The sequence below is a fragment of the Bacillus sp. FSL K6-0069 genome, assembly GCF_038007785.1.
GTDB classification, from domain to species: domain Bacteria; phylum Bacillota; class Bacilli; order Bacillales; family Bacillaceae_G; genus Bacillus_A; species Bacillus_A mobilis.
In genome coordinates, this window is record NZ_JBBOXN010000001.1 from 1,126,286 (window position 1) to 1,143,954 (window position 17,669).

Below are 17,669 nucleotides of genomic sequence, written 5' to 3' on the forward strand. Positions count from 1 at the left end.
TAAAGGCAAGACACATAATTTATAAATTACGCTTTTGAAATTAGGCTGTTTGGAATTAAGAGTTTTAATAATTAATGGCAGGGTGAACTGTGTTTTTACATATTGAGTAAAAAAGAATTTGTATAAAAAATGAGCTGTAGTTTTACCTAGAATCATAAAAAAATATTCTAAAGGATTGTAAAGGAGTGTTTCTTACAGTGGAATCACAAATTATAATAGGAATACCTGGTCTATGGAAAAACAGGACAGAATTAGTACAAGAATTTGTTAGTAAAAGTATGGGATATATTTTAGCAGGTAACATCATACATCATATTGAGAAAGATATTGCTTTTGAAATTGATGTATATGATCACGATCCATCTTTAAGAGAAGCTTTTTTATATGCAAGTGGCGGTCGTTTTGACGAGGACTTACTTAGCAAGTTAGAGGAACATACTTATACAGTATATATTATTGCAAATGTGCAAAATATGCAGGAGTTAAAAGAAGTTATTGATGTAGGAAACGGCTTGTTAAATGCAGGCGGACTTGCTTTAAAAATTGAAACAACTGGTGTAGCGTATTCTAAAGATGAATGGCAGGAGCTTGTAGAAAATAAGGAGATATTCCCCATTTATTCGCATGTTGTAACTTTAATTGGAGATGAAGATGGTTATTATTCATGTGGAATGCAAGCATTCACTCTACCAGATGTAATTATACAAGGAGAGATAGAACCAGAAGCGGCTGGCGATTTATTAAATGATTTTAATTTATATAATATAGTCGAGCAGCCCGAATTAAGAGATGGAGATACAATTAGTTTTACGGAAAACTCCCCCGTGTATCGACTGTCTTACTCCACAGATTATCGCTATGAGCAAGAGGATCCATTCCATAATCCATGTGGATTATGGAAGTTGGAATTGGCTTAAGTGTATTAAAACTTAATCATAGAAACAGCTCAGTAGTCTAAGGAGACCTAATAAATATTATTAGGTCTCCTTTTTGAGGAGTATAAATTATCATGGTAGATAATCCATACGAATATATACATGTGGGATAAAGAAATCAGCATGTATTACTTATTACCCGTTACTATAATCCAGACCATGGTGTGGATTATCGATGGATCCTGATCCGGGTGATGAAGATGATCCGATTACAGTGAATGGGTATACGTACGGTGATAATAATCCGGTGATGAAAGTTGATCCAGATGGTCATGCACCTTGGTTACTTATTAATGCAGCTATAGGGGGATACAGTGCTTATCAGGCTTATAAGTCTGGGAAAAGTCGGAAAGAAATTTTATTAGCTGGTGCTGTTGGTTTTGTTGGTGGCGGAAAAGGAAAACTTGCAGCTAAGGTTGGTAAGAGCTTTAATACAGCTTATACTAGAAGAAAGGCTGTAAAACTTGCTTGGCAGCCGAAAATTGGTGGTCTTTCTGATGAGGAAGAATATTTTCAACCGTTTGATTTGTATAGCTTTCAACAACTATATGCTTCTAAAAAAATTCCTGATTCATATTTTGTCTTTGCAGATTCAATGGATTTGGGCACAATATATGCTATTAGCGAAGAGAATAGAGTATTAGAATTACATTTAAGAAATAAGAAAATTTTAAGAGATCTAGGAACCATGGATGAGTGGTTAGATTTATTATTAGAAGAGGCAATACGAATATAAGTAAATTTAATGAACGACTAAGATGGTACAATTAAAACGAGATTCAGCTGAAGAGAATTAATTTGTGAAATTTTGTTATAAAATAATAATCAGTGGGGGTTTTCTCCACTGATTATTATTTTACGTTATTAGTAGTATGAGAAAGGATGGTTTTCTTGAATTATCATAGTAAAATAAAACAGCTTTTAGAGTGTGTAAATTGTTTAGAAGGTAATGAAATTGAGTTAGATTGCGACGGAGAAGAAATTACAATAGAGTTATTTAATAGTGAAGAAATAGAAGAAGGACAGATTGGGTTCCGTATTACCGATAGTGGGGAAAGTTTAATAAGTGATGAAGAAGGATCTTGACAAGAAGGTTGGATTGTAATTGGCTTAGATTCATATATAGGAGATCCTATTTTTGTAGACACTAAAGATATAGAGTGTGCAGTGTACACAGCTGAACATGGAGAGGGTATTTGGACTCCCGTACTTGTAGCAGAAAGTATAGAACAGGTAATTCAAGTGGTTAAGGAGAAATAAATTGCTGAAGAAGGTATCTCAAAAGGTCATTAAAAATGCTCTTTTGGAGACACCTTCTTTCTTTATATAAATAGATTTTTATTGGCTATGAAATCATAAGAATAAACATTGTTTAATCACTATAATCCTTACATTGATGTTGTTGCAATGATAGATCAAAATAGAGAGGCTGTAGTTAATGAATGAAGATGCATGGATAATGTTTTGAAAAGTGATACAAAAGGTATCGTAGTAGATAGTATATCTTTATATAATGAAATTCGCTCATTACGAAGAACAGGGAATTAGGCACATAAAAAGACCTTTTCCATAAAGTGAAAAAAGGTCTTTTCATGTTACGGAAAGAACGAAAGGATTTTGTTATTTACATAAAAACCGAACCTCCATCTAAATGGCGGTTCGGTTTTCTTTATTTTTTCTCAACTAATTTCTTATTCTTCCAATCTAGTGTGAACAATTTATTAAATGTTTTTTGATCAACATCTTTTACGTTGTTTCCAACCCAGTTTGCAGTTCCGAATGTGTAGCCTGGACGAAGTTGGTAGTCGTCGGCGTGTTTTGTATAAGCGACTTGTAAGTTAGATTGGTCTGTATTTTTTTCAGAGATAACAACAGCAATCATACCAGGAGAGAAGCCGCTATTTGTTAACGCTGGTAGTTGATCCATCGGTATTAAATTACCTTTTGCATCAGATTCATATAAGTATGTGCGAGAGTACATGAACAGTTGGTTTCCGTATAAAGAATGGTAGGAATCACGTGTGTAAATACCCCAGTTTTGATTGTTATATCCGTTAAAGAATACGTTCCATTTTACGTTTTTATTTGTTTGGTCAATTAAATTTGTTTTATAACTTGTTTGTTTATAGCTTACAGAGTCAGACCAAGTTACTTGGCCAGTTGCACCCGCTTCAGCACTAGGGCCATTTGGTGTTACAGAAGCTTTAACAGAACCGCCAAGTTGATAAGATACACTAGATGTTACAGTCGTTTCTTCTACAGCATTTGTAGGTGCTACGTTAAAGAAACGAGCGCTATTATCTTGAAGATTAAAGGCAATATCATATTGTGAAGGATAGCGTAATGTTGCACTAGCACCAGGGATTGGGTAGTTATCAATAGGCGCACTACTTATAGTAGGATTTGCTTTTATAAAACTACCAGTTGTATTAATAACAGCAATCTGTTTATCAGCACTTGGATCATCGATAAAAGTGACCTTTAAAGACATTGTCATATTGTCAGCTTGATCATTATTAAATGTATTATAGCTCGTATGTGTTTTTGCATTTTGTCCGATATCTGTTACAACTTGTGACGTCGTGTGAGCGTAAGCAGCAGGTGTTGAAAGTGCTAAAGCGCTACTAGCAAAAACAGCAGATAATGCTAAACATTTTAAATATGTTTTAGAACGTTTAATACAATCACTCCCTTTTATTTTTGTCGATATATGTCGTATTTCGTTTATATCGTAACATGAAAATAAAACGGAAGGGATGGTTATGCATAATTGCATAGGTGAGTTTTGGATAATAAAATTTTATGAATCCTTATCAAGGGAATCGCTGCTGTATTGTTTATATATTCCTCTTCATCAATTCCCCAACTTGCATCGCAACATACTCAACATCATTATCAATTTCATCCAATACGTAAGATTCCAAAATGCCCATGACAGCTGTTCCTAAAAATTTTAAAACGATATGTTTATCGATGTTTTTATTTACTGACGTATTCGTGTTTAGTTTTTTTTCTAGTTCTCCCATGATGAATGTTAGGAACTTTTTCTGAAATGATAATGTGCTATTGCTTCTAAATAACGATGCGAAAAATGGTTTGTGTTCTTTGAAGTATTCAAACCATATGACAGTTCCTTCTATATAACCTTTTGTTTGTTTTATATCGCATATTTCTCTTAATTGATTTAAATGGTCGTCCACAATTTTGTCTAATAAATTGTATTTATCTAGGTAGTGTAAGTAGAAAGTTTTTCTTCCGATGTTCGCTTTTTCTGTAATGTTTTTTACTGTAATTTCGTCAAAGCCATCTTCAATTAACATTTCGATAAATGCGGATTGAATGGCGTTTTGTGATTTTATAATTCTTCTATCGATTTTCTCCATATGATGTTCCTCCGTTATTGATACACATATTTCGTTATGTGTGTATTATCACCCAAATGCGTAAATGTGGTCATTGAAACAAGTGGTTGCTCGTTTTATTATAAATATACACGTGAGTATTAACTCTCACAAGTGTAAATTTATAATAAAGTAAGGGTGGTTTTATATATGGCAGTTACGAAGAGAAATGTACGTTTTTATGCAAGAGGATTACAAGTTGCAGGTATTTTAAATATTCCTGTAGGTGCTGAGGAAAAGAAACAAAATGCAGCGATTGTTTGTGTGCATCCAGGTAGTAGCTGTAAAGATCAAACAGCAGGATTATATGCGGAGAAATTAGCAGAACAAGGTTATGTAACGCTTGTGTTTGATGCATCGTATCAAGGTGAAAGTGAAGGTGCACCGAGATATATGGAAGAACCAGCTGCACGCGTTGAAGATATTCGCTCAGCAGTAGATTATGTAACTACTCTTCCTTATGTAGATGAAGAACGTATCGGTGTGTTAGGTGTTTGTGCAGGCGGTGGTTATGCGGTAAATGCTGCAATGACAGAGCGCCGTATTAAAGCAGTTGGCACAGTTGTTGGTGCAAATATCGGCCGATTAAATCGTGAAGCTGATCCAATTGGGGTGTTAGAGGCGATTGGTAAACAACGTACTGCTGAAGCACGCGGAGCAGAGGCAATGATTACGAACTGGATTCCTAAAAATAAGGAGGAATTAAAGGCAGCAAGTATGACGGATATAGATATTGTAGAAGCAGTTGAGTATTATACAACACCGCGAGGGCAAAGTGTTAACTCTCCAAATAAGTTAAACTTTACGAGCATGGGATCGGTAATTGGTTTTGATGCGTTCCATTTAGCAGATACATTATTAACACAGCCGTTGCAAATTATTGTCGGCAGTAAGCAAGGTGCATTCAGTTCTTATAAAGATGGTCATGAGCTGTATGAGAAAGCAGCTTCAGAGAAAAAAGATTTACTTGTTGTGGAAGGGGCGAGTCATTACGATTTATACGACCAACCAGAACCAGTAAAAATTGCAGTTGAAAAATTAACAAGTTTCTATAACGAAAATCTGTAAAAGTAATTTTGTTTTGAATTGCACCTCTAATTGTTAGGTTTGCATCTAGCAGTTAGAGGTTTTTATTATGAAGATTGCTGTGCTTAATATTTACGTTAAACGTGCATAACAAGATATAATAGAAGAAATCAAGAAGGAGGCTGGCTGTGAAAAATCTTCGTTATTTCAATATATTTACTATGTTAATTGTATACACACTACTCATGTTTTACATCGGCTGGAACGGGTGGGTTTGGCTTCATACGGTGTTCGGCTGGGAATCTTGGGGATATTACGCTTTCGTAGTCGGTTTTATTTCATATGCGTACATTCTTGTGCAAGTGTTTAAGTTTTTGCCATTTCTACGAACGGTCGGTTCAATTTGGTTTGCGGTCATACAATACGCGCTTATGTTGTTGCCACTTGCTGATATTACAGTTTTCCTTCTACAGTTTGGGGTGGAGAAAGAGACGGCAATTATTTGGATAGGAACGGCCGTGTTACTTGCGTTCATCTTTATTTTTGCATATGGGGTATTCAACGCATATAGCCCAGTAGTAAGAAAATATGAGGTGCACATACCGAAAAAGGTAGAGGGACGTAAAAGCTTACGCATTGCGATGGCTTCGGATATGCATTTCGGTAAATTATCGGGCGTTGCGCATTTAAAAAGACTTGTCCGTCATGTAAATGAGATGGAGCCTGATATTATTTTACTGCCAGGAGATATTATCGATGATCATCCAGGTGTGTTCATTCAAAAAAATATGGGACCAATTATGAAACAAATGAAAGCCCCACTAGGCGTATATGGTGTGTTAGGAAACCATGAATATTACGGACGAGCGGTTCCGGAATTTTTACAAGAGATGGATAAGATTGATATTCGTATTCTGTTAGATGAAGTGATTACAATTGAAGATGATTTTTATATCGTTGGAAGAAGAGATAAAACAGAGCGAGATCGCCAAAGTTTTGAAAGTTTAATGAGTACGGTAAATAAATCTATGCCTGTTATTGCAATGGATCACCAACCATTTGAGTTGAAACAAGCAGCGGATACTGGCGTCGATTTACTATTATCCGGTCATACGCACCGCGGACAAATGGCGCCGAATCATATTGTAACGAGAAGAATGTACGAATTAGACTGGGGATACGCACAAAAAGGTGCATTCCACGCGATTGTTTCTTCTGGTTTCGGATTCTGGGGACCACCGCTTCGACTTGGAAGTAGATCTGAGATTGTGCAGGTGGAAGTTACGTTTGAGTAGTGTTATAAAATTTTACTTATTTAGAAGTAGAATCACATACGCAGTAAGCTGAAATTTTCATCCGTTACTAGGATTTGAATTGTAAAAAAAGGATTATACATGACTCATATGTATAATCCTTTTTTGTTTCGCAATCGCGCCCGTTACTTGAATAAAATTTCAATTAGTTGTAGTGGATGTGCATTAATTAGTCCATGGACAATAATAATTGCCCATACTTTACGATAACGTGCCCACAAATATCCAAGGAATAGACCTACGATACCAAGGTTCACAATAACTGTAGCGGTATCAATATCCCAATGACCAGAGCCGTGTAATGCAATATGCCAGCTCGCCCATAACAATGAGGTAAGAAGAATAGCCGGCCAAGTGCCTAGTAATAATTCCAAACGTGTTTGCAACCAAACCCTATAAAAAAACTCTTCCAGTACACTATTTATAAGAAAGCCTACAAGTAAAATTAATATTAAAACCATGGGTTCCATTTTAGCCGAAACAAATGGTGTAGAGAATGTAGAAAAGAAGTTGAAGTATCCCCATATTATAATGACAATAAGTGGTGTAAAACGATACCATTTATGATTCTCTATTGATTTCATAGATTTTAGTTTCTCTTTTTGGGGATTACTTTTATAAAACAAAAGAAGCATGAATGGCGTGAATAATAATAAAATGATTTTAAATATCATAAACCAAAATTGTAATGCCATCCCTTCAAAATTCGTGGTGAGAAGACTAATTGTGAAGAGGGATCCGCTCAAGAACAAGACAATAGCTTGAATCTTGATGCGCCTTTGTTCAAACTGTTGAAGAGGATTATAGTTTTTATGATGAAACGGTAAGAAACGGATAAGGAGTATACCGATCATAACAGGGACCCACTTGTGCCAAAAAGGCACCGTACCCGTATGATCACCACTATAACGAATATTTGTTTCGCCAATCCATATAAGCCAAAGGGATGAAAGCAAAATGACAAGTACACATAATCCACCAATTAACTTCCCCATTTTTGGAAAATAACTGTCCATAGATTCCCGACCTTTCGTACTATAACTGTAAAACTAGTTTTTTCTAAAATCATACGTATCCGTCTCTACATGTAATTTATGTTTATTAATCATTACTGTATGATTGTCTAACCACTGTGCAGTTGCATCTTCTTCACGATAATTCCAGTATATATTTTTCGTGTTCATAAATTTTTTATTATTTGCTACAAGCTCTCCTCGTATAGCAAAACTAGTCGTTGCGCCGCCGTTATGCCTGTATATATGTAAAGTATACGTTTTATCTGGGGATTGTATGGATTGAATCTGTTCACCGCCTGAAAGCCCAGATAAAGTGAAGAATTTCCAATATCCTAAACTAATTAATACAATAATGATGAATAGAATGGTGAAGAAAATCTTTTTCATGCTCCCCCTCTTTCCCTTAATAGCTATACCTGTATTAAATCAAAATAGAATAAAACTGGCAATGTTATCCTTTTTATTCACCAGGATATGTCCGTTTCTATTTCTATCGTTCTGTTCATGATTTGGAATGAAAGTCCCCATATTTTTCGATAAAAAAAGGCTCCATATAAGGAGCGCTCAATAAAAATAAATGAATTAAAAGAAATAACAGACATGTATAATATACAATAATAATAACTAGATATCAATATATTTAAATTTATCATTTTTATTGATGTCGATTTCATAAAAAAGGTACGATTAGAAGACTCTGCTGAAATAAAGTGAAACTTTAATCAGTGGGGGGGTTCTTCATCCCCCACTGATTATTAGTTGAACCAATCGGATTTTTATGGGCAGCCCGACCCCCATCTAACTTCTTTGCCTTCGCTGAATTTTGAGATGGGGTCTTACTGCCCATTAAAGCGGGATAAAGGGGGATTATAAGTGGTTATATCAGATGTTATATACGGTGAGTTTAAAGTAGATCAAGTAGTAGAAGAATTAATTTTAAGCAAGCCTGTGCAAAGGTTGAAAGGCATCCATCAAAACGGTGCAAGTTATTTAATGAGCGAGAAATGGAATGTAACGCGCTTTGATCATTCAGTTGGTGTTATGTTGTTAGTGAAAAAACTAGGTGGTTCAGTAGAAGAACAAATTGCAGGTTTACTGCATGACGTATCACATACTGCTTTTTCCCACGTGATTGATTACGTTTTTCATAATGAGGGTGAAAGTTATCATGAAGAGATATTTAGTTCTGTCGTGAAAAACTCAGAAATTCCAGCGATCCTTGCGAAGTATGGTTATAACTATGAAGATATTTTATTAGATGATTCGAAGTGGACATTACTGGAAAGGTCAGCACCAGAATTATGTGCAGACCGAGTGGATTATACGTTACGAGATATGTATACATATGGGTATGTTTCTTTAGAAGAAGTTCACAGTTTTTTAGAAGATGTCATCGCTGTAGATGGGAAAATGGTTGTTCAAAGTGTCGAAATGGCAGAATGGTTTACAGAAACGTATTATAAAGAAGTAATCGATTTCTTTATGAACCCAATGAATATTTACGGAAACGACATGTTAGCTAAGACGTTAAAGTTAGCTCTTCATAAAAAGGTTATTCATGCAGATGATTTCCTTCTTGAAGATGAGTCGCTTATTTCAAAATTGCAGCAATGTAACGATCGAGAAGTACATGCTTTATTAAGTAAAGTCCATCCAAATGTAAAAGTAATAGAAGATAGAAACGATTATGATTTGTATCAGAAAAATAAAGTCCGACTCATTGATCCGCCATTACTTCATGAAGGTGAAGTTGTTTCATCGTCTGTCGTATCAGAAAACATAAGGCAGATGAGCGAAATTGCTTATGAAAAAGCGGTGAGAGGGATGTATGTGAAAGTGATTTCGAATTAACAGAAAGAAGGTATCATCACATAAGATGATACCTTCTTTCTATTTATCTAATATCTTCCACTCATTTCCCCAGTCCTTCATCGCGTCAAAAATAGGACGGAGTGTTTCCCCTTTTTTTGTTAGTGAATATTCCACGTGAGGTGGCATAGTTGAATAAATTGTTCTCTTTATAATATTTTCTTGTTCAAGTTCTTTTAAGCGAAGAGAGAGTGTGCGTGGGCTAATGCCACTTAGACGTCTTTCAAGCTCAGCAAAACGTTTAGGACCATAAAATAAATCTCTTAAAATTAAGAAAGTCCACTTTCCACCTATTACAGACATTGTTTTTTCAATGGGGCATTTTAATAAAATCTCTTCATTTACATTTTCCATATAAACGCTCCTTACTATATAAAAGTATAGGTACTATATATAAAATCAGTACTTTTATAATTAAAGTACTTTCTTTATTATAGTTCTAAAGGAATATATAGGTAAATTACTAGTTTTTGAGAGGGGAGTTAGCAAGTGAATGGAGTGGCTAGTAGAAATTTAGATGTTCAAACAAAAGAGAAATCAGGTATCGTCATTTTAATAACTTTGGCAATGGGTTTTATTATGGCAACATTAGACGTAACGGTAGTAAATGTTGCAGTGGTGAATATTCAAGAAACATTAGGACTGACATTATATAGTTCAACATGGATTGTCGACGGATATATTTTATCTTTTGCGGCATTATTACTCGCTGGAGGGGCATTGGCTAACCAATATGGAGCAAAAAATATGTATATGGTTGGTTTAATCAATTTTGTATTCGCATCTTTTTTATGTGCGATGGCCACAAATGGGAACACCCTCATTATCGGCCGATTACTTCAAGGCGTTGGAGCGGCTTTATTTATGCCAAGTTCACTTAGTTTATTAGTAGTATCATTTCCGGATGAAAAGAAGAGAGCTAAGATGTTTGGTATATGGTCGGCAATTGTATCTATTGCTTCTGGTACGGGCCCTTTTATTGGTGGCATTTTAGTAAATACATTTGGCTGGCGAAGCATTTTTATTATAAACCTTCCAATCGGGATGGTCGGTATTTTAATGGCCTTTGTAATTATTCCAAATGTTTTATCGAAACAGGAGAAAATAAATGTAGCAAATCATTTAATCGGTATAATTACAATAACATTATTGGCGTTTACTCTAATTGAAGGTCCAAGTTATGGATGGTCCTCGTTTCAAATATTAGGAGGAGTAGTGGGAACGGTATTGACTGCTATTCTCTTTGTTTATGCAGAACGAAAATCAAAAAACTCGGTTGTACCAAGAGTATTGTTCCAGAACGAGACGTTTTCCTCAGCAAATATAGTTGGATTTCTATTAAACTTTGCTTTATTTGGCGGCATATTTATGTTTGGGCTCTTTTTGCAAAAAGCATATGGAGCAAGCCCGTTTGTAGCAGGACTACAACTATTGCCAATGATGAGTGTATTTGTTATTGGAAATTTATTATTTGCGAAAATGGTGACTAAGTTTGGTTCAAAGTTGCTATTATTTATAGCGTTATTTATAGCTAGTATAGGATCTTTATTATTAATGCTTGTAGTAAATAATGTGAGTTATATAGGAATTGCATTCATATACAGTATTGTTAATCTTGGAATCGGTATAGCAGTGCCTGCCATGACTACCATCGTAATGAAATCTGCCGGTCGTGAAAATGGAAATATGGCCGGGGCAACTTTAAATGTAAATCGTCAAATTGGTGCATTAGTTGGTATAGCAATTATGGGAATCATTCTAAATGAATCATCAAGTTGGTACAGTGGAGCAAGCTATAGTTTTTTAGTTATTGGGCTTTCCTATCTATGTGCCGCATTTTTAGTTTGGAAGTTTGTGGAGAGGAAATAAAATAGAAAAAGGAGAGCATCATTTTTAGATGCTCTCCTTTTCTCATTAATAATCAAACCAATTCCAAACCTCAATATCTCCAAGAGTCGCATAACGAACGTGCGACGAGTTTTGTAATTTTAATAACTCTTTCGACGGGCCAGTAATGACCATGCCGTATACTTTAACGCCGTTATCTTTTACATACTGATAGCGCTTATCTAAGTTCAGGTCTTTTTCACGAGTCCGAGTAGCTTCACTCACAGTTTTTTTATGTTCAGAAAGAATGCGCATCATTTCGATTACTTCATCTTCTTTTGTTTTCGGTTGCTCTGCTTCACTATCAGGAAGGTCTATATGTTCTCGAAATCCGATAATCTCTCCGCTATGCAAGATAAAATCGTCTTCATTTATTCTTTCTTGTCCTGTGTCTAAAGCGTACCATAAAGGAGTTGGCGGCATTTCTTGTGCTTCAAATGCGCTATATAGAATTGATTCGACTTCTTGTAACGTATAAGGTTTGTCAAAAGATATCGCTACTTCTGCAACGGTTCCCTCATGTATTTTTCCAAGTGTATCCCAAACTTTTTTAGATGATTTTTTCAAAGAAGCTTCTTCCTTAATTTTTGGATGAACAAAGGAAAGTTTTTTTGAATAGGCTCTGTTTTCCCAAGATGGATTTTTGACAGTAACAGACGATAAGAAACTACGTGTTGTTACTGTACCAATTGGAAATTCTTTTTTACCGATTGTTTTATAGAAATTCATTTCGTTTTCTGTACGGAAAAAGGGTTTAACCTTCGTACTTTCTCCAACGGAACGACTATTTGGCATTGTTGCTTCTAGTGCGAGTGCTGGAATCTCATCTACTTCAGCTAATTTTTTCATATTATAGAAGTAAAAAGATGATGAAAAATGACCAACAAAATAGATTGCTATACAAACAGCAAGGACAAAACTAACGGTTTGCCAACGCTGTTTCCATTTTATTTTCCAAAACGGGACTTTAAGATTTTGTGGAGGTAGCCTTTTCTTTATTGGTTCACTCTTCGAAAGCAACTCATCTAAGTAAACTTCACACTCTTCACATGTCTCAATATGACTCTCTAACAGTTCTTGTTCATCATGCGTGAGCGTTCCGTTTTCGTACTTCTCCCATAGTTTTTTAAACTCTGTACAACCCATCCTGATCACTCCTTTATGCTTTTCGTTTCTTTTCGTCCCCTGTGTAATTCAATTTTCACTTTCGCTAGTGTGAGACCAGTCATTTCGGCTATTTCCTTATACGAGAATCCGTAGTAATCTCGTAGTAGCAGGACATTTCGTCTTTCAAGGGGAAGGGATGATAAGCTGTCTAACCAACTAGCAATCTCGTGTTTTATAAAATAAGAGTGCTCTGTACTTGGTACGTTTGGTAAATGGAATTCTTCAACTGTCGTTGTTTTATATCTTTTTTCTTTTCGATACCAATCGATAAAGGCGTTGTAGGCAATCGTAAATAACCACGGCCTAATCTCTTCTCCTTTATAATAATCAATATGGACGAGCATTCGGTAAAATGTTTCTTGCATGAGATCTTCCGCGTAGTGGGAATCTCCGGTTAGGGAGAGAAGATAGCGAAATAAGTCGTGCATATGCTCGGAGTAAATGTCTTCTAATGACTGTTTGCGTTTCACTACATTTCCCTCCCTTCATACATAACAACGAAATACATATAAAAAAGTTACAATTTTTTATGGAATTATAGTAAAAAACGTCAAGAATTGGATAGGATTCTCTTTTATCATAATACATATAAGGCGGGTGAACAGAGATGGAAAGCTATGAAACACAAATTCAAAGGTCAATTGATTATATTGAAGAAGATGTCATGGAAAAACAGACGCTGCGTAATTTAGCACGTATTGCAGGTTTTTCTGAGTCGCATTTTCATCGTGTATTTCAGGCGTTAGTAGGCGATACAGTAATGGAGTATGTTCGAAAGAGGAGGTTAGCCCGGGCAGCTTATCAACTTTCTCATACGGATGAAAAAGTTATTGATATCGCGTTTGAGCATGGCTTTCAATCTCATGAAACGTTCACGAGAGCCTTTAAAAAATTATTTCAAATGACACCGAGTGAATATCGAAAACAAGAAATTGAAACACCGATGTATTACAGTGTGAATGTAAAGCAAAGAAAATTAAATCCGTATTTAGGAGGCATACAAATGGAATATCGTATTGTAAATAAACCAGAATTTTTAGTGGCGGGTTATGAACTGAAGACGACAAGTAAAGAAGGGAAAAACCATCAAGACATCCCAGCATTTTGGCAAGAATATTTACAGAAAGATCTTGGAACAACGATTCCGAATCGTAAAGATACGAGTCAATGGGTAGAGCTTGGATTATGTACTGATTTTAATTTAGAAACAGGGGACTTCACTTATATAATTGGAATGGAAGTTACAGGCTTTGAAAATGTACCAAATGAAGTTGCGAAGCGTACTTTCCCGGCAGCGACATACGCCGTGTTTACAACACCGAAAGTTCCTCATGAAGAGATGGTATCGTCTATTCACCAAACGTGGAATGCCGTATTCTCAGAATGGTTCCCGCATTCAGGATACGAACATTGCGGCGTTAATGAATTTGAACTATACGATGAGCGTTCCCATGCAGATAAAAGTGAGTTCGCTCAAATTGAACTTTGGATACCGGTGAAGAAAAAATAATAGAGTGAGAGCGAGTCATTGAGAAATGGTTCGCTTTTTTATAAAGGGGGAAATGGGAAGATGTTCAAAAAACTAGAATGTGTATCTATACATACGAAGGATATAGAAAAATCCGTTTCTTTTTATAAAGAAATGGGAATGAAGCAAAACTGGGTTATAGAGAGAGAATTAGAAGAAGGGGTTATTTGGACGTTAATAGGATTGAAGTTTCCAGATGAGAAAAGTTCGTAGTTAGTAATAAGCAATCATCCGGATATTAATTTTATAGAAGTCGAAGTATTAGTAGAAGATGTGCAACAAACGTATGAAAGTTTAAAAGATAATAAAGATGTAAAATGGATTCGCGAACCATTTCCAACAGAATCAGGACATGTTGCGGTAATGGAAGCACCTGATGAGAATGTGTTTGTATTGGTAGGAAAATAGCTGAAATATGGAGTGACCTTTCATAGTGAGTTGTGAAAGGTTATTTTTATGAGTGGATTGTTAAATTTGTATTGTTTTATCTGTAATACATTTGAAAATGGTAAAATAAAATAGCAATTAAATATTGCGGGTGGAAGGTTATGCCCTTTCTTCATTTGGTGAAGAAAGGAGGTGTAATCGTATGGAATTTCTTTTGCAAATTTTGTTGGAAATCACAAAAACTATAGCTAGAGAAGGTATAGTTATGGGATTTAAGAAATTAACGGCAAAAAAGCGCAAAAAGAAGACCACCCGTCTGCCTGCGAAGCGTGGGAAGTCTTCTAAGCGCAAATAAGCTTTAGTTGCAACCTTCCACCTTGCGGTAATTAGTTGCAGTGACGGGGTGTTGGAAGCACCTCGTCTACTTCATTTTATGCAAAACTTAGTTAGTTTATACTTCTATTTATAGTATAACAGTTTAGAAATGTATTTGTTAATAGTTTTATTTTTGCTTTGTATAGTAGTAGGTTATTATTGTCGATATATCTAGAAAATCGCCAATATAATTTCATATACCGCCGAACTATCGCAATAAGCAAGAATAAAAGGCGAGTAACATAATTTCATTTACCATCAAACTCCCTCATAAGAAAAGACGCCACATAGCGCCTATTCTACGAATGAAACGGGAACACAAGTATAATCGTCGTTCCTTTTCCAAGTTCGCTATCAATCGAAATCGTTCCGTTATGAGCATGAACGAGCTGTTTCGTAATGGCGAGGCCAAGTCCTGTTCCAATGTTACTTTCTTCTGTATTTGTTCCTCTGTAATAGCGCTCAAAGAGAAGCTCTTTCGTTTTATCATCCATTCCTTTTCCGTTATCTGAAATAGAGAGTGTAAATGAAGTAGCGTTTTGGGAAAGTTTTACGCTGACATTTGTCGTTTCATTATTATGTTTTACAGCGTTTACGAGTAAGTTTTCGATAATACGCTGGAACCATTTTTCTTCAATGAAATATTGAATTTTGTTTGAGCTTGGTACGAATTCAATATTTTGATTTTGAAGTGTCGGATTATTAATGAATTGTAATAATACTTTTTGGACGAATTGATTCATTTCAATATTTACGTGCTGCGCAGGAAGACTGTTATTTTTTAATTGATACGTTAAACTTAAGTCATCAATTAATGTCGTCATATATTGAGATTTCTCTTTCATAACGCTGCCAAATTGTTGAATGTCACGATCAGTCCAGTTGTACTGCTGTGATTCTAGTAATAATGCGTAGCCATATATAGAGCTAAGTGGCGTTTTTAAATCATGCGTGAGACCGGTAATCCATTCTTCACGTGTTTGCTGCAATACTTGCCTCATTGCATCATTTTTTTTAAGTGTAATAGAAAGATGCTCTAGTGAATTTGTCACATCACTAAATAAGCGGAATGACCATTTTTCTTTACCGGATCGCCGGAACCTGACAGGTTTCCCTTTTTTACTAACAGGTTCTTCGTACTTTCCACCAGCTATATTCTTAAGCCAGCGCATCGCATGCAATAACGGTTTTCCAAATTTATTACCGTACCAAATAGAAAGAATGACTAAATAAACAAATACGATAAGCAGGATTAATCCGCATCCGATTAGAAACTTTTTAGCAAATACATCTTCTATTTCATCATCTGGGTAGTAGTGCTCATTTTTGGCAGTTACAACGAGAAGATGATTGCTATTTGTGTCGTAAAAGCTAGACGTGTTTTCTTTATGATTCCACGGTTCTTTTGCGTTAAGAGCAGCTTGTATGGCAGAAAACGTTTTTTTCTTTCCATCTGGATAGGAGAATACTTCTTCGCCGCCACTATTAAAGATTTGAAGCGTTGCTTTTTCTTTAGAAAGTAACTGTTTTTCTTCTTCTGTTAATGTGAATGTATCCGTAGATACAGAAGGGTGCTCTTTCTGGATTGATTTCAGTAATTCATTGCTTTTTAACGTACCGCCGTAAATAACAAGTACGTTTTTTTCTTCTAATTCAATTTCCCAATATGTAAATGTATAAGGGCTTTCTATGTGATTCTGTATATATGAGAATAAAGATGTTTTCGTATAAGATGTCGGTACGTCATTTGGCGTATTAAAGTGATAGAGAACTTTTCCGTTTTCCTCTACAACTTGAATCCAATCATTTTTCTCTTTAATTAAGTCTTTTACTTCAGCTTTTAATGAAATATCGCCATCTTCTGAAGAAATATATCTTGCAATCACAAAATTATCAGAGTCTGGAATGTTCGGTTCGTATGAAGTACTCGTAACAAGAAAAATTAAATAAGTGAAAGCAGCTACTACAGCAATTAGTAGTGTAACCAAAACAAATACGTGTTGCATAATAAACTGGATAATAAGTCGTTTATTAAAGTTCATATCGTCAACCTACTTTGTAATGAACTTATAGCCAAGTCCGCGAACAGTTTTTATATATTCTGGTTTACTTGGATCTTGTTCAATTTTTTCACGTAGTTTTCGAATGTGGACCATAACGGTATTGTCATCGCCATTGTAGGCAGGTGCTCCCCAAACTTTTTCGTATATTTCTTCCTTCGAAAATACGTAGTTCGGATTCTCGCAAAAGAAGAGTAATAGCTGAAATAGCTGGGCGGAACATTCGACAACCTGTCCACCTACTGTAAGTTCTGCGGAATATCGATCAATTTCAAATCTGCCAAATGAACTGGAGTGTGCTTTTTGTTCATTGGGTACTGCTTGTTTCATATGTCTACGGAGTTGTGCTTTCATACGAGCTACTACTTCAAGTGGATTAAATGGCTTCGTAATATAATCATCTGCACCATGTGAAAATCCGGATATTTTATCTAAATCAGATGTTTTAGCTGTGAGGAAGAAGATAGGGCAATCTGTTTTTTGGCGAATGATCGGACAAATATCAAAACCAGATTGTCCAGGAAGCATGACATCTAAAATAATTAAATCGTAATCGTTTTGCTCAGTGAGAGATAACGCTATTTCAGCGGATGTTGCAGTTGTAATATGAGAAAAACCTTCTTTTTCAAGAATGGTAGTTAGTAATTGTAAAATTGCTGTTTCATCATCAACGAGCAAAATATTTGCTTCATACATAAAAATCCC

At 35.5% G+C, this 17,669-nt stretch carries 17 protein-coding genes and 2 pseudogenes; 10 read left to right on the top strand and 9 right to left on the bottom strand.

Annotation, left to right across the window (positions count from 1 at the left end; translation table 11 throughout):
* The first annotated feature begins 197 nt into the window (after positions 1 to 197).
* From MHB74_RS05745 to MHB74_RS05755, 3 genes and pseudogenes are all read left to right on the top strand, one after another.
* Positions 198 to 917, top strand: coding sequence for a DUF4261 domain-containing protein (locus MHB74_RS05745; RefSeq protein WP_061676530.1), 720 nt, complete (start codon positions 198 to 200; stop codon positions 915 to 917).
* A gap of 193 nt (positions 918 to 1,110) precedes the next feature.
* Positions 1,111 to 1,671, top strand: coding sequence for a hypothetical protein (locus MHB74_RS05750; RefSeq protein WP_257144610.1), 561 nt, complete (start codon positions 1,111 to 1,113; stop codon positions 1,669 to 1,671).
* 146 nt (positions 1,672 to 1,817) lie between these two features.
* Positions 1,818 to 2,195, top strand: a pseudogene (locus MHB74_RS05755) (hypothetical protein).
* 409 nt (positions 2,196 to 2,604) lie between these two features.
* Here the strand turns inward: MHB74_RS05755 and cytK2 are convergent.
* Both cytK2 and MHB74_RS05765 read right to left on the bottom strand, forming a co-directional pair.
* A complete protein-coding gene (gene cytK2 / locus MHB74_RS05760; protein WP_061676583.1) occupies positions 2,605 to 3,615 on the bottom strand; it encodes a beta-channel forming cytolysin CytK2 in 1,011 nt (336 codons plus the stop codon).
* Between the two features lie 157 nt (positions 3,616 to 3,772).
* Positions 3,773 to 4,318 (bottom strand): TetR/AcrR family transcriptional regulator, encoded by a 546-nt coding sequence (locus MHB74_RS05765; RefSeq protein ID WP_061676529.1) that lies wholly within the window; start codon positions 4,316 to 4,318, stop codon positions 3,773 to 3,775.
* A 168-nt stretch (positions 4,319 to 4,486) separates the two neighbouring features.
* Here MHB74_RS05765 and MHB74_RS05770 point away from each other — a divergent pair, with 168 nt between their 5' ends.
* Entirely contained in the window at positions 4,487 to 5,404 is a 918-nt protein-coding gene (locus tag MHB74_RS05770; RefSeq protein ID WP_061676528.1) for an alpha/beta hydrolase, read from the top strand.
* A 146-nt stretch (positions 5,405 to 5,550) separates the two neighbouring features.
* Complete coding sequence (locus MHB74_RS05775) at positions 5,551 to 6,657, top strand: metallophosphoesterase (protein ID WP_061676527.1); 1,107 nt, start codon at positions 5,551 to 5,553, stop codon at positions 6,655 to 6,657.
* Positions 6,658 to 6,800: 143 nt separating this feature from the next.
* Here the strand turns inward: MHB74_RS05775 and MHB74_RS05780 are convergent, their stop codons facing one another.
* Together MHB74_RS05780 and MHB74_RS05785 are read right to left on the bottom strand one after the other, a co-directional pair.
* Positions 6,801 to 7,691, bottom strand: coding sequence for a CPBP family intramembrane glutamic endopeptidase (locus MHB74_RS05780; RefSeq protein ID WP_061676526.1), 891 nt, complete (start codon positions 7,689 to 7,691; stop codon positions 6,801 to 6,803).
* A 33-nt stretch (positions 7,692 to 7,724) separates the two neighbouring features.
* Positions 7,725 to 8,078: a DUF5412 family protein gene (locus MHB74_RS05785; RefSeq protein WP_061676525.1), complete on the bottom strand. Its 354-nt coding sequence runs from the start codon at positions 8,076 to 8,078 to the stop codon at positions 7,725 to 7,727.
* A 486-nt stretch (positions 8,079 to 8,564) separates the two neighbouring features.
* On the opposite strand from MHB74_RS05785, the gene MHB74_RS05790 reads away from it, so the two are divergent.
* Positions 8,565 to 9,542, top strand: a complete 978-nt coding sequence (locus MHB74_RS05790) for an HD domain-containing protein (RefSeq protein ID WP_061676524.1) — start codon at positions 8,565 to 8,567, stop codon at positions 9,540 to 9,542.
* Between the two features lie 39 nt (positions 9,543 to 9,581).
* On the opposite strand, the gene MHB74_RS05795 is transcribed toward MHB74_RS05790, so the two are convergent.
* A complete protein-coding gene (locus tag MHB74_RS05795; protein ID WP_061676523.1) occupies positions 9,582 to 9,914 on the bottom strand; it encodes a winged helix-turn-helix transcriptional regulator in 333 nt (110 codons plus the stop codon).
* 135 nt (positions 9,915 to 10,049) lie between these two features.
* On the opposite strand from MHB74_RS05795, the gene MHB74_RS05800 reads away from it, so the two are divergent.
* The gene (locus MHB74_RS05800; RefSeq protein WP_061676522.1) at positions 10,050 to 11,429 is read left to right on the top strand and encodes an MFS transporter; all 1,380 of its coding nucleotides are present in this window, start codon (positions 10,050 to 10,052) and stop codon (positions 11,427 to 11,429) included.
* Positions 11,430 to 11,474: 45 nt separating this feature from the next.
* Here MHB74_RS05800 and MHB74_RS05805 read toward each other — a convergent pair whose 3' ends face one another.
* Complete coding sequence (locus MHB74_RS05805; protein ID WP_061676521.1) at positions 11,475 to 12,593, bottom strand: anti-sigma factor; 1,119 nt, start codon at positions 12,591 to 12,593, stop codon at positions 11,475 to 11,477.
* 5 nt (positions 12,594 to 12,598) lie between these two features.
* Positions 12,599 to 13,084 (bottom strand): RNA polymerase sigma factor, encoded by a 486-nt coding sequence (locus MHB74_RS05810; protein ID WP_061676520.1) that lies wholly within the window; start codon positions 13,082 to 13,084, stop codon positions 12,599 to 12,601.
* A gap of 137 nt (positions 13,085 to 13,221) precedes the next feature.
* Here MHB74_RS05810 and MHB74_RS05815 point away from each other — a divergent pair, with 137 nt between their 5' ends.
* The 3 genes and pseudogenes from MHB74_RS05815 to MHB74_RS05825 all read left to right on the top strand — a co-directional run bounded on the left by MHB74_RS05815 (position 13,222) and on the right by MHB74_RS05825 (position 14,884).
* A complete protein-coding gene (locus MHB74_RS05815; protein ID WP_061676519.1) occupies positions 13,222 to 14,124 on the top strand; it encodes an AraC family transcriptional regulator in 903 nt (300 codons plus the stop codon).
* A 60-nt stretch (positions 14,125 to 14,184) separates the two neighbouring features.
* A pseudogene (locus MHB74_RS05820) lies at positions 14,185 to 14,550 on the top strand (VOC family protein).
* A 181-nt stretch (positions 14,551 to 14,731) separates the two neighbouring features.
* Entirely contained in the window at positions 14,732 to 14,884 is a 153-nt protein-coding gene (locus tag MHB74_RS05825) for a hypothetical protein (protein ID WP_000394950.1), read from the top strand.
* Between the two features lie 319 nt (positions 14,885 to 15,203).
* Here MHB74_RS05825 and MHB74_RS05830 read toward each other — a convergent pair whose 3' ends face one another.
* Together MHB74_RS05830 and MHB74_RS05835 are read right to left on the bottom strand one after the other, a co-directional pair.
* Positions 15,204 to 16,946 carry a sensor histidine kinase gene (locus MHB74_RS05830; protein WP_061676518.1) on the bottom strand — a complete coding sequence of 581 codons (1,743 nt, stop codon included), beginning with the start codon at positions 16,944 to 16,946 and terminating at the stop codon, positions 15,204 to 15,206.
* Positions 16,947 to 16,955: 9 nt separating this feature from the next.
* The gene (locus MHB74_RS05835) at positions 16,956 to 17,660 is read right to left on the bottom strand and encodes a response regulator transcription factor (protein WP_061676517.1); all 705 of its coding nucleotides are present in this window, start codon (positions 17,658 to 17,660) and stop codon (positions 16,956 to 16,958) included.
* Positions 17,661 to 17,669: the final 9 nt, after the last annotated feature.

Coding starts and splice junctions, on each gene's coding strand:
- MHB74_RS05750 (WP_257144610.1), top strand. CDS start 1,111: ATGGATCCTGATCCGGGTGATGAAGATGATCCGATTACAGTGAATGGG.
- MHB74_RS05765 (WP_061676529.1), bottom strand. CDS start 4,318: ATGGAGAAAATCGATAGAAGAATTATAAAATCACAAAACGCCATTCAA.
- MHB74_RS05770 (WP_061676528.1), top strand. CDS start 4,487: ATGGCAGTTACGAAGAGAAATGTACGTTTTTATGCAAGAGGATTACAA.
- MHB74_RS05780 (WP_061676526.1), bottom strand. CDS start 7,691: ATGGACAGTTATTTTCCAAAAATGGGGAAGTTAATTGGTGGATTATGT.
- MHB74_RS05785 (WP_061676525.1), bottom strand. CDS start 8,078: ATGAAAAAGATTTTCTTCACCATTCTATTCATCATTATTGTATTAATT.
- MHB74_RS05795 (WP_061676523.1), bottom strand. CDS start 9,914: ATGGAAAATGTAAATGAAGAGATTTTATTAAAATGCCCCATTGAAAAA.
- MHB74_RS05805 (WP_061676521.1), bottom strand. CDS start 12,593: ATGGGTTGTACAGAGTTTAAAAAACTATGGGAGAAGTACGAAAACGGA.
- MHB74_RS05815 (WP_061676519.1), top strand. CDS start 13,222: ATGGAAAGCTATGAAACACAAATTCAAAGGTCAATTGATTATATTGAA.
- MHB74_RS05825 (WP_000394950.1), top strand. CDS start 14,732: ATGGAATTTCTTTTGCAAATTTTGTTGGAAATCACAAAAACTATAGCT.
- MHB74_RS05830 (WP_061676518.1), bottom strand. CDS start 16,946: ATGAACTTTAATAAACGACTTATTATCCAGTTTATTATGCAACACGTA.
- MHB74_RS05835 (WP_061676517.1), bottom strand. CDS start 17,660: ATGTATGAAGCAAATATTTTGCTCGTTGATGATGAAACAGCAATTTTA.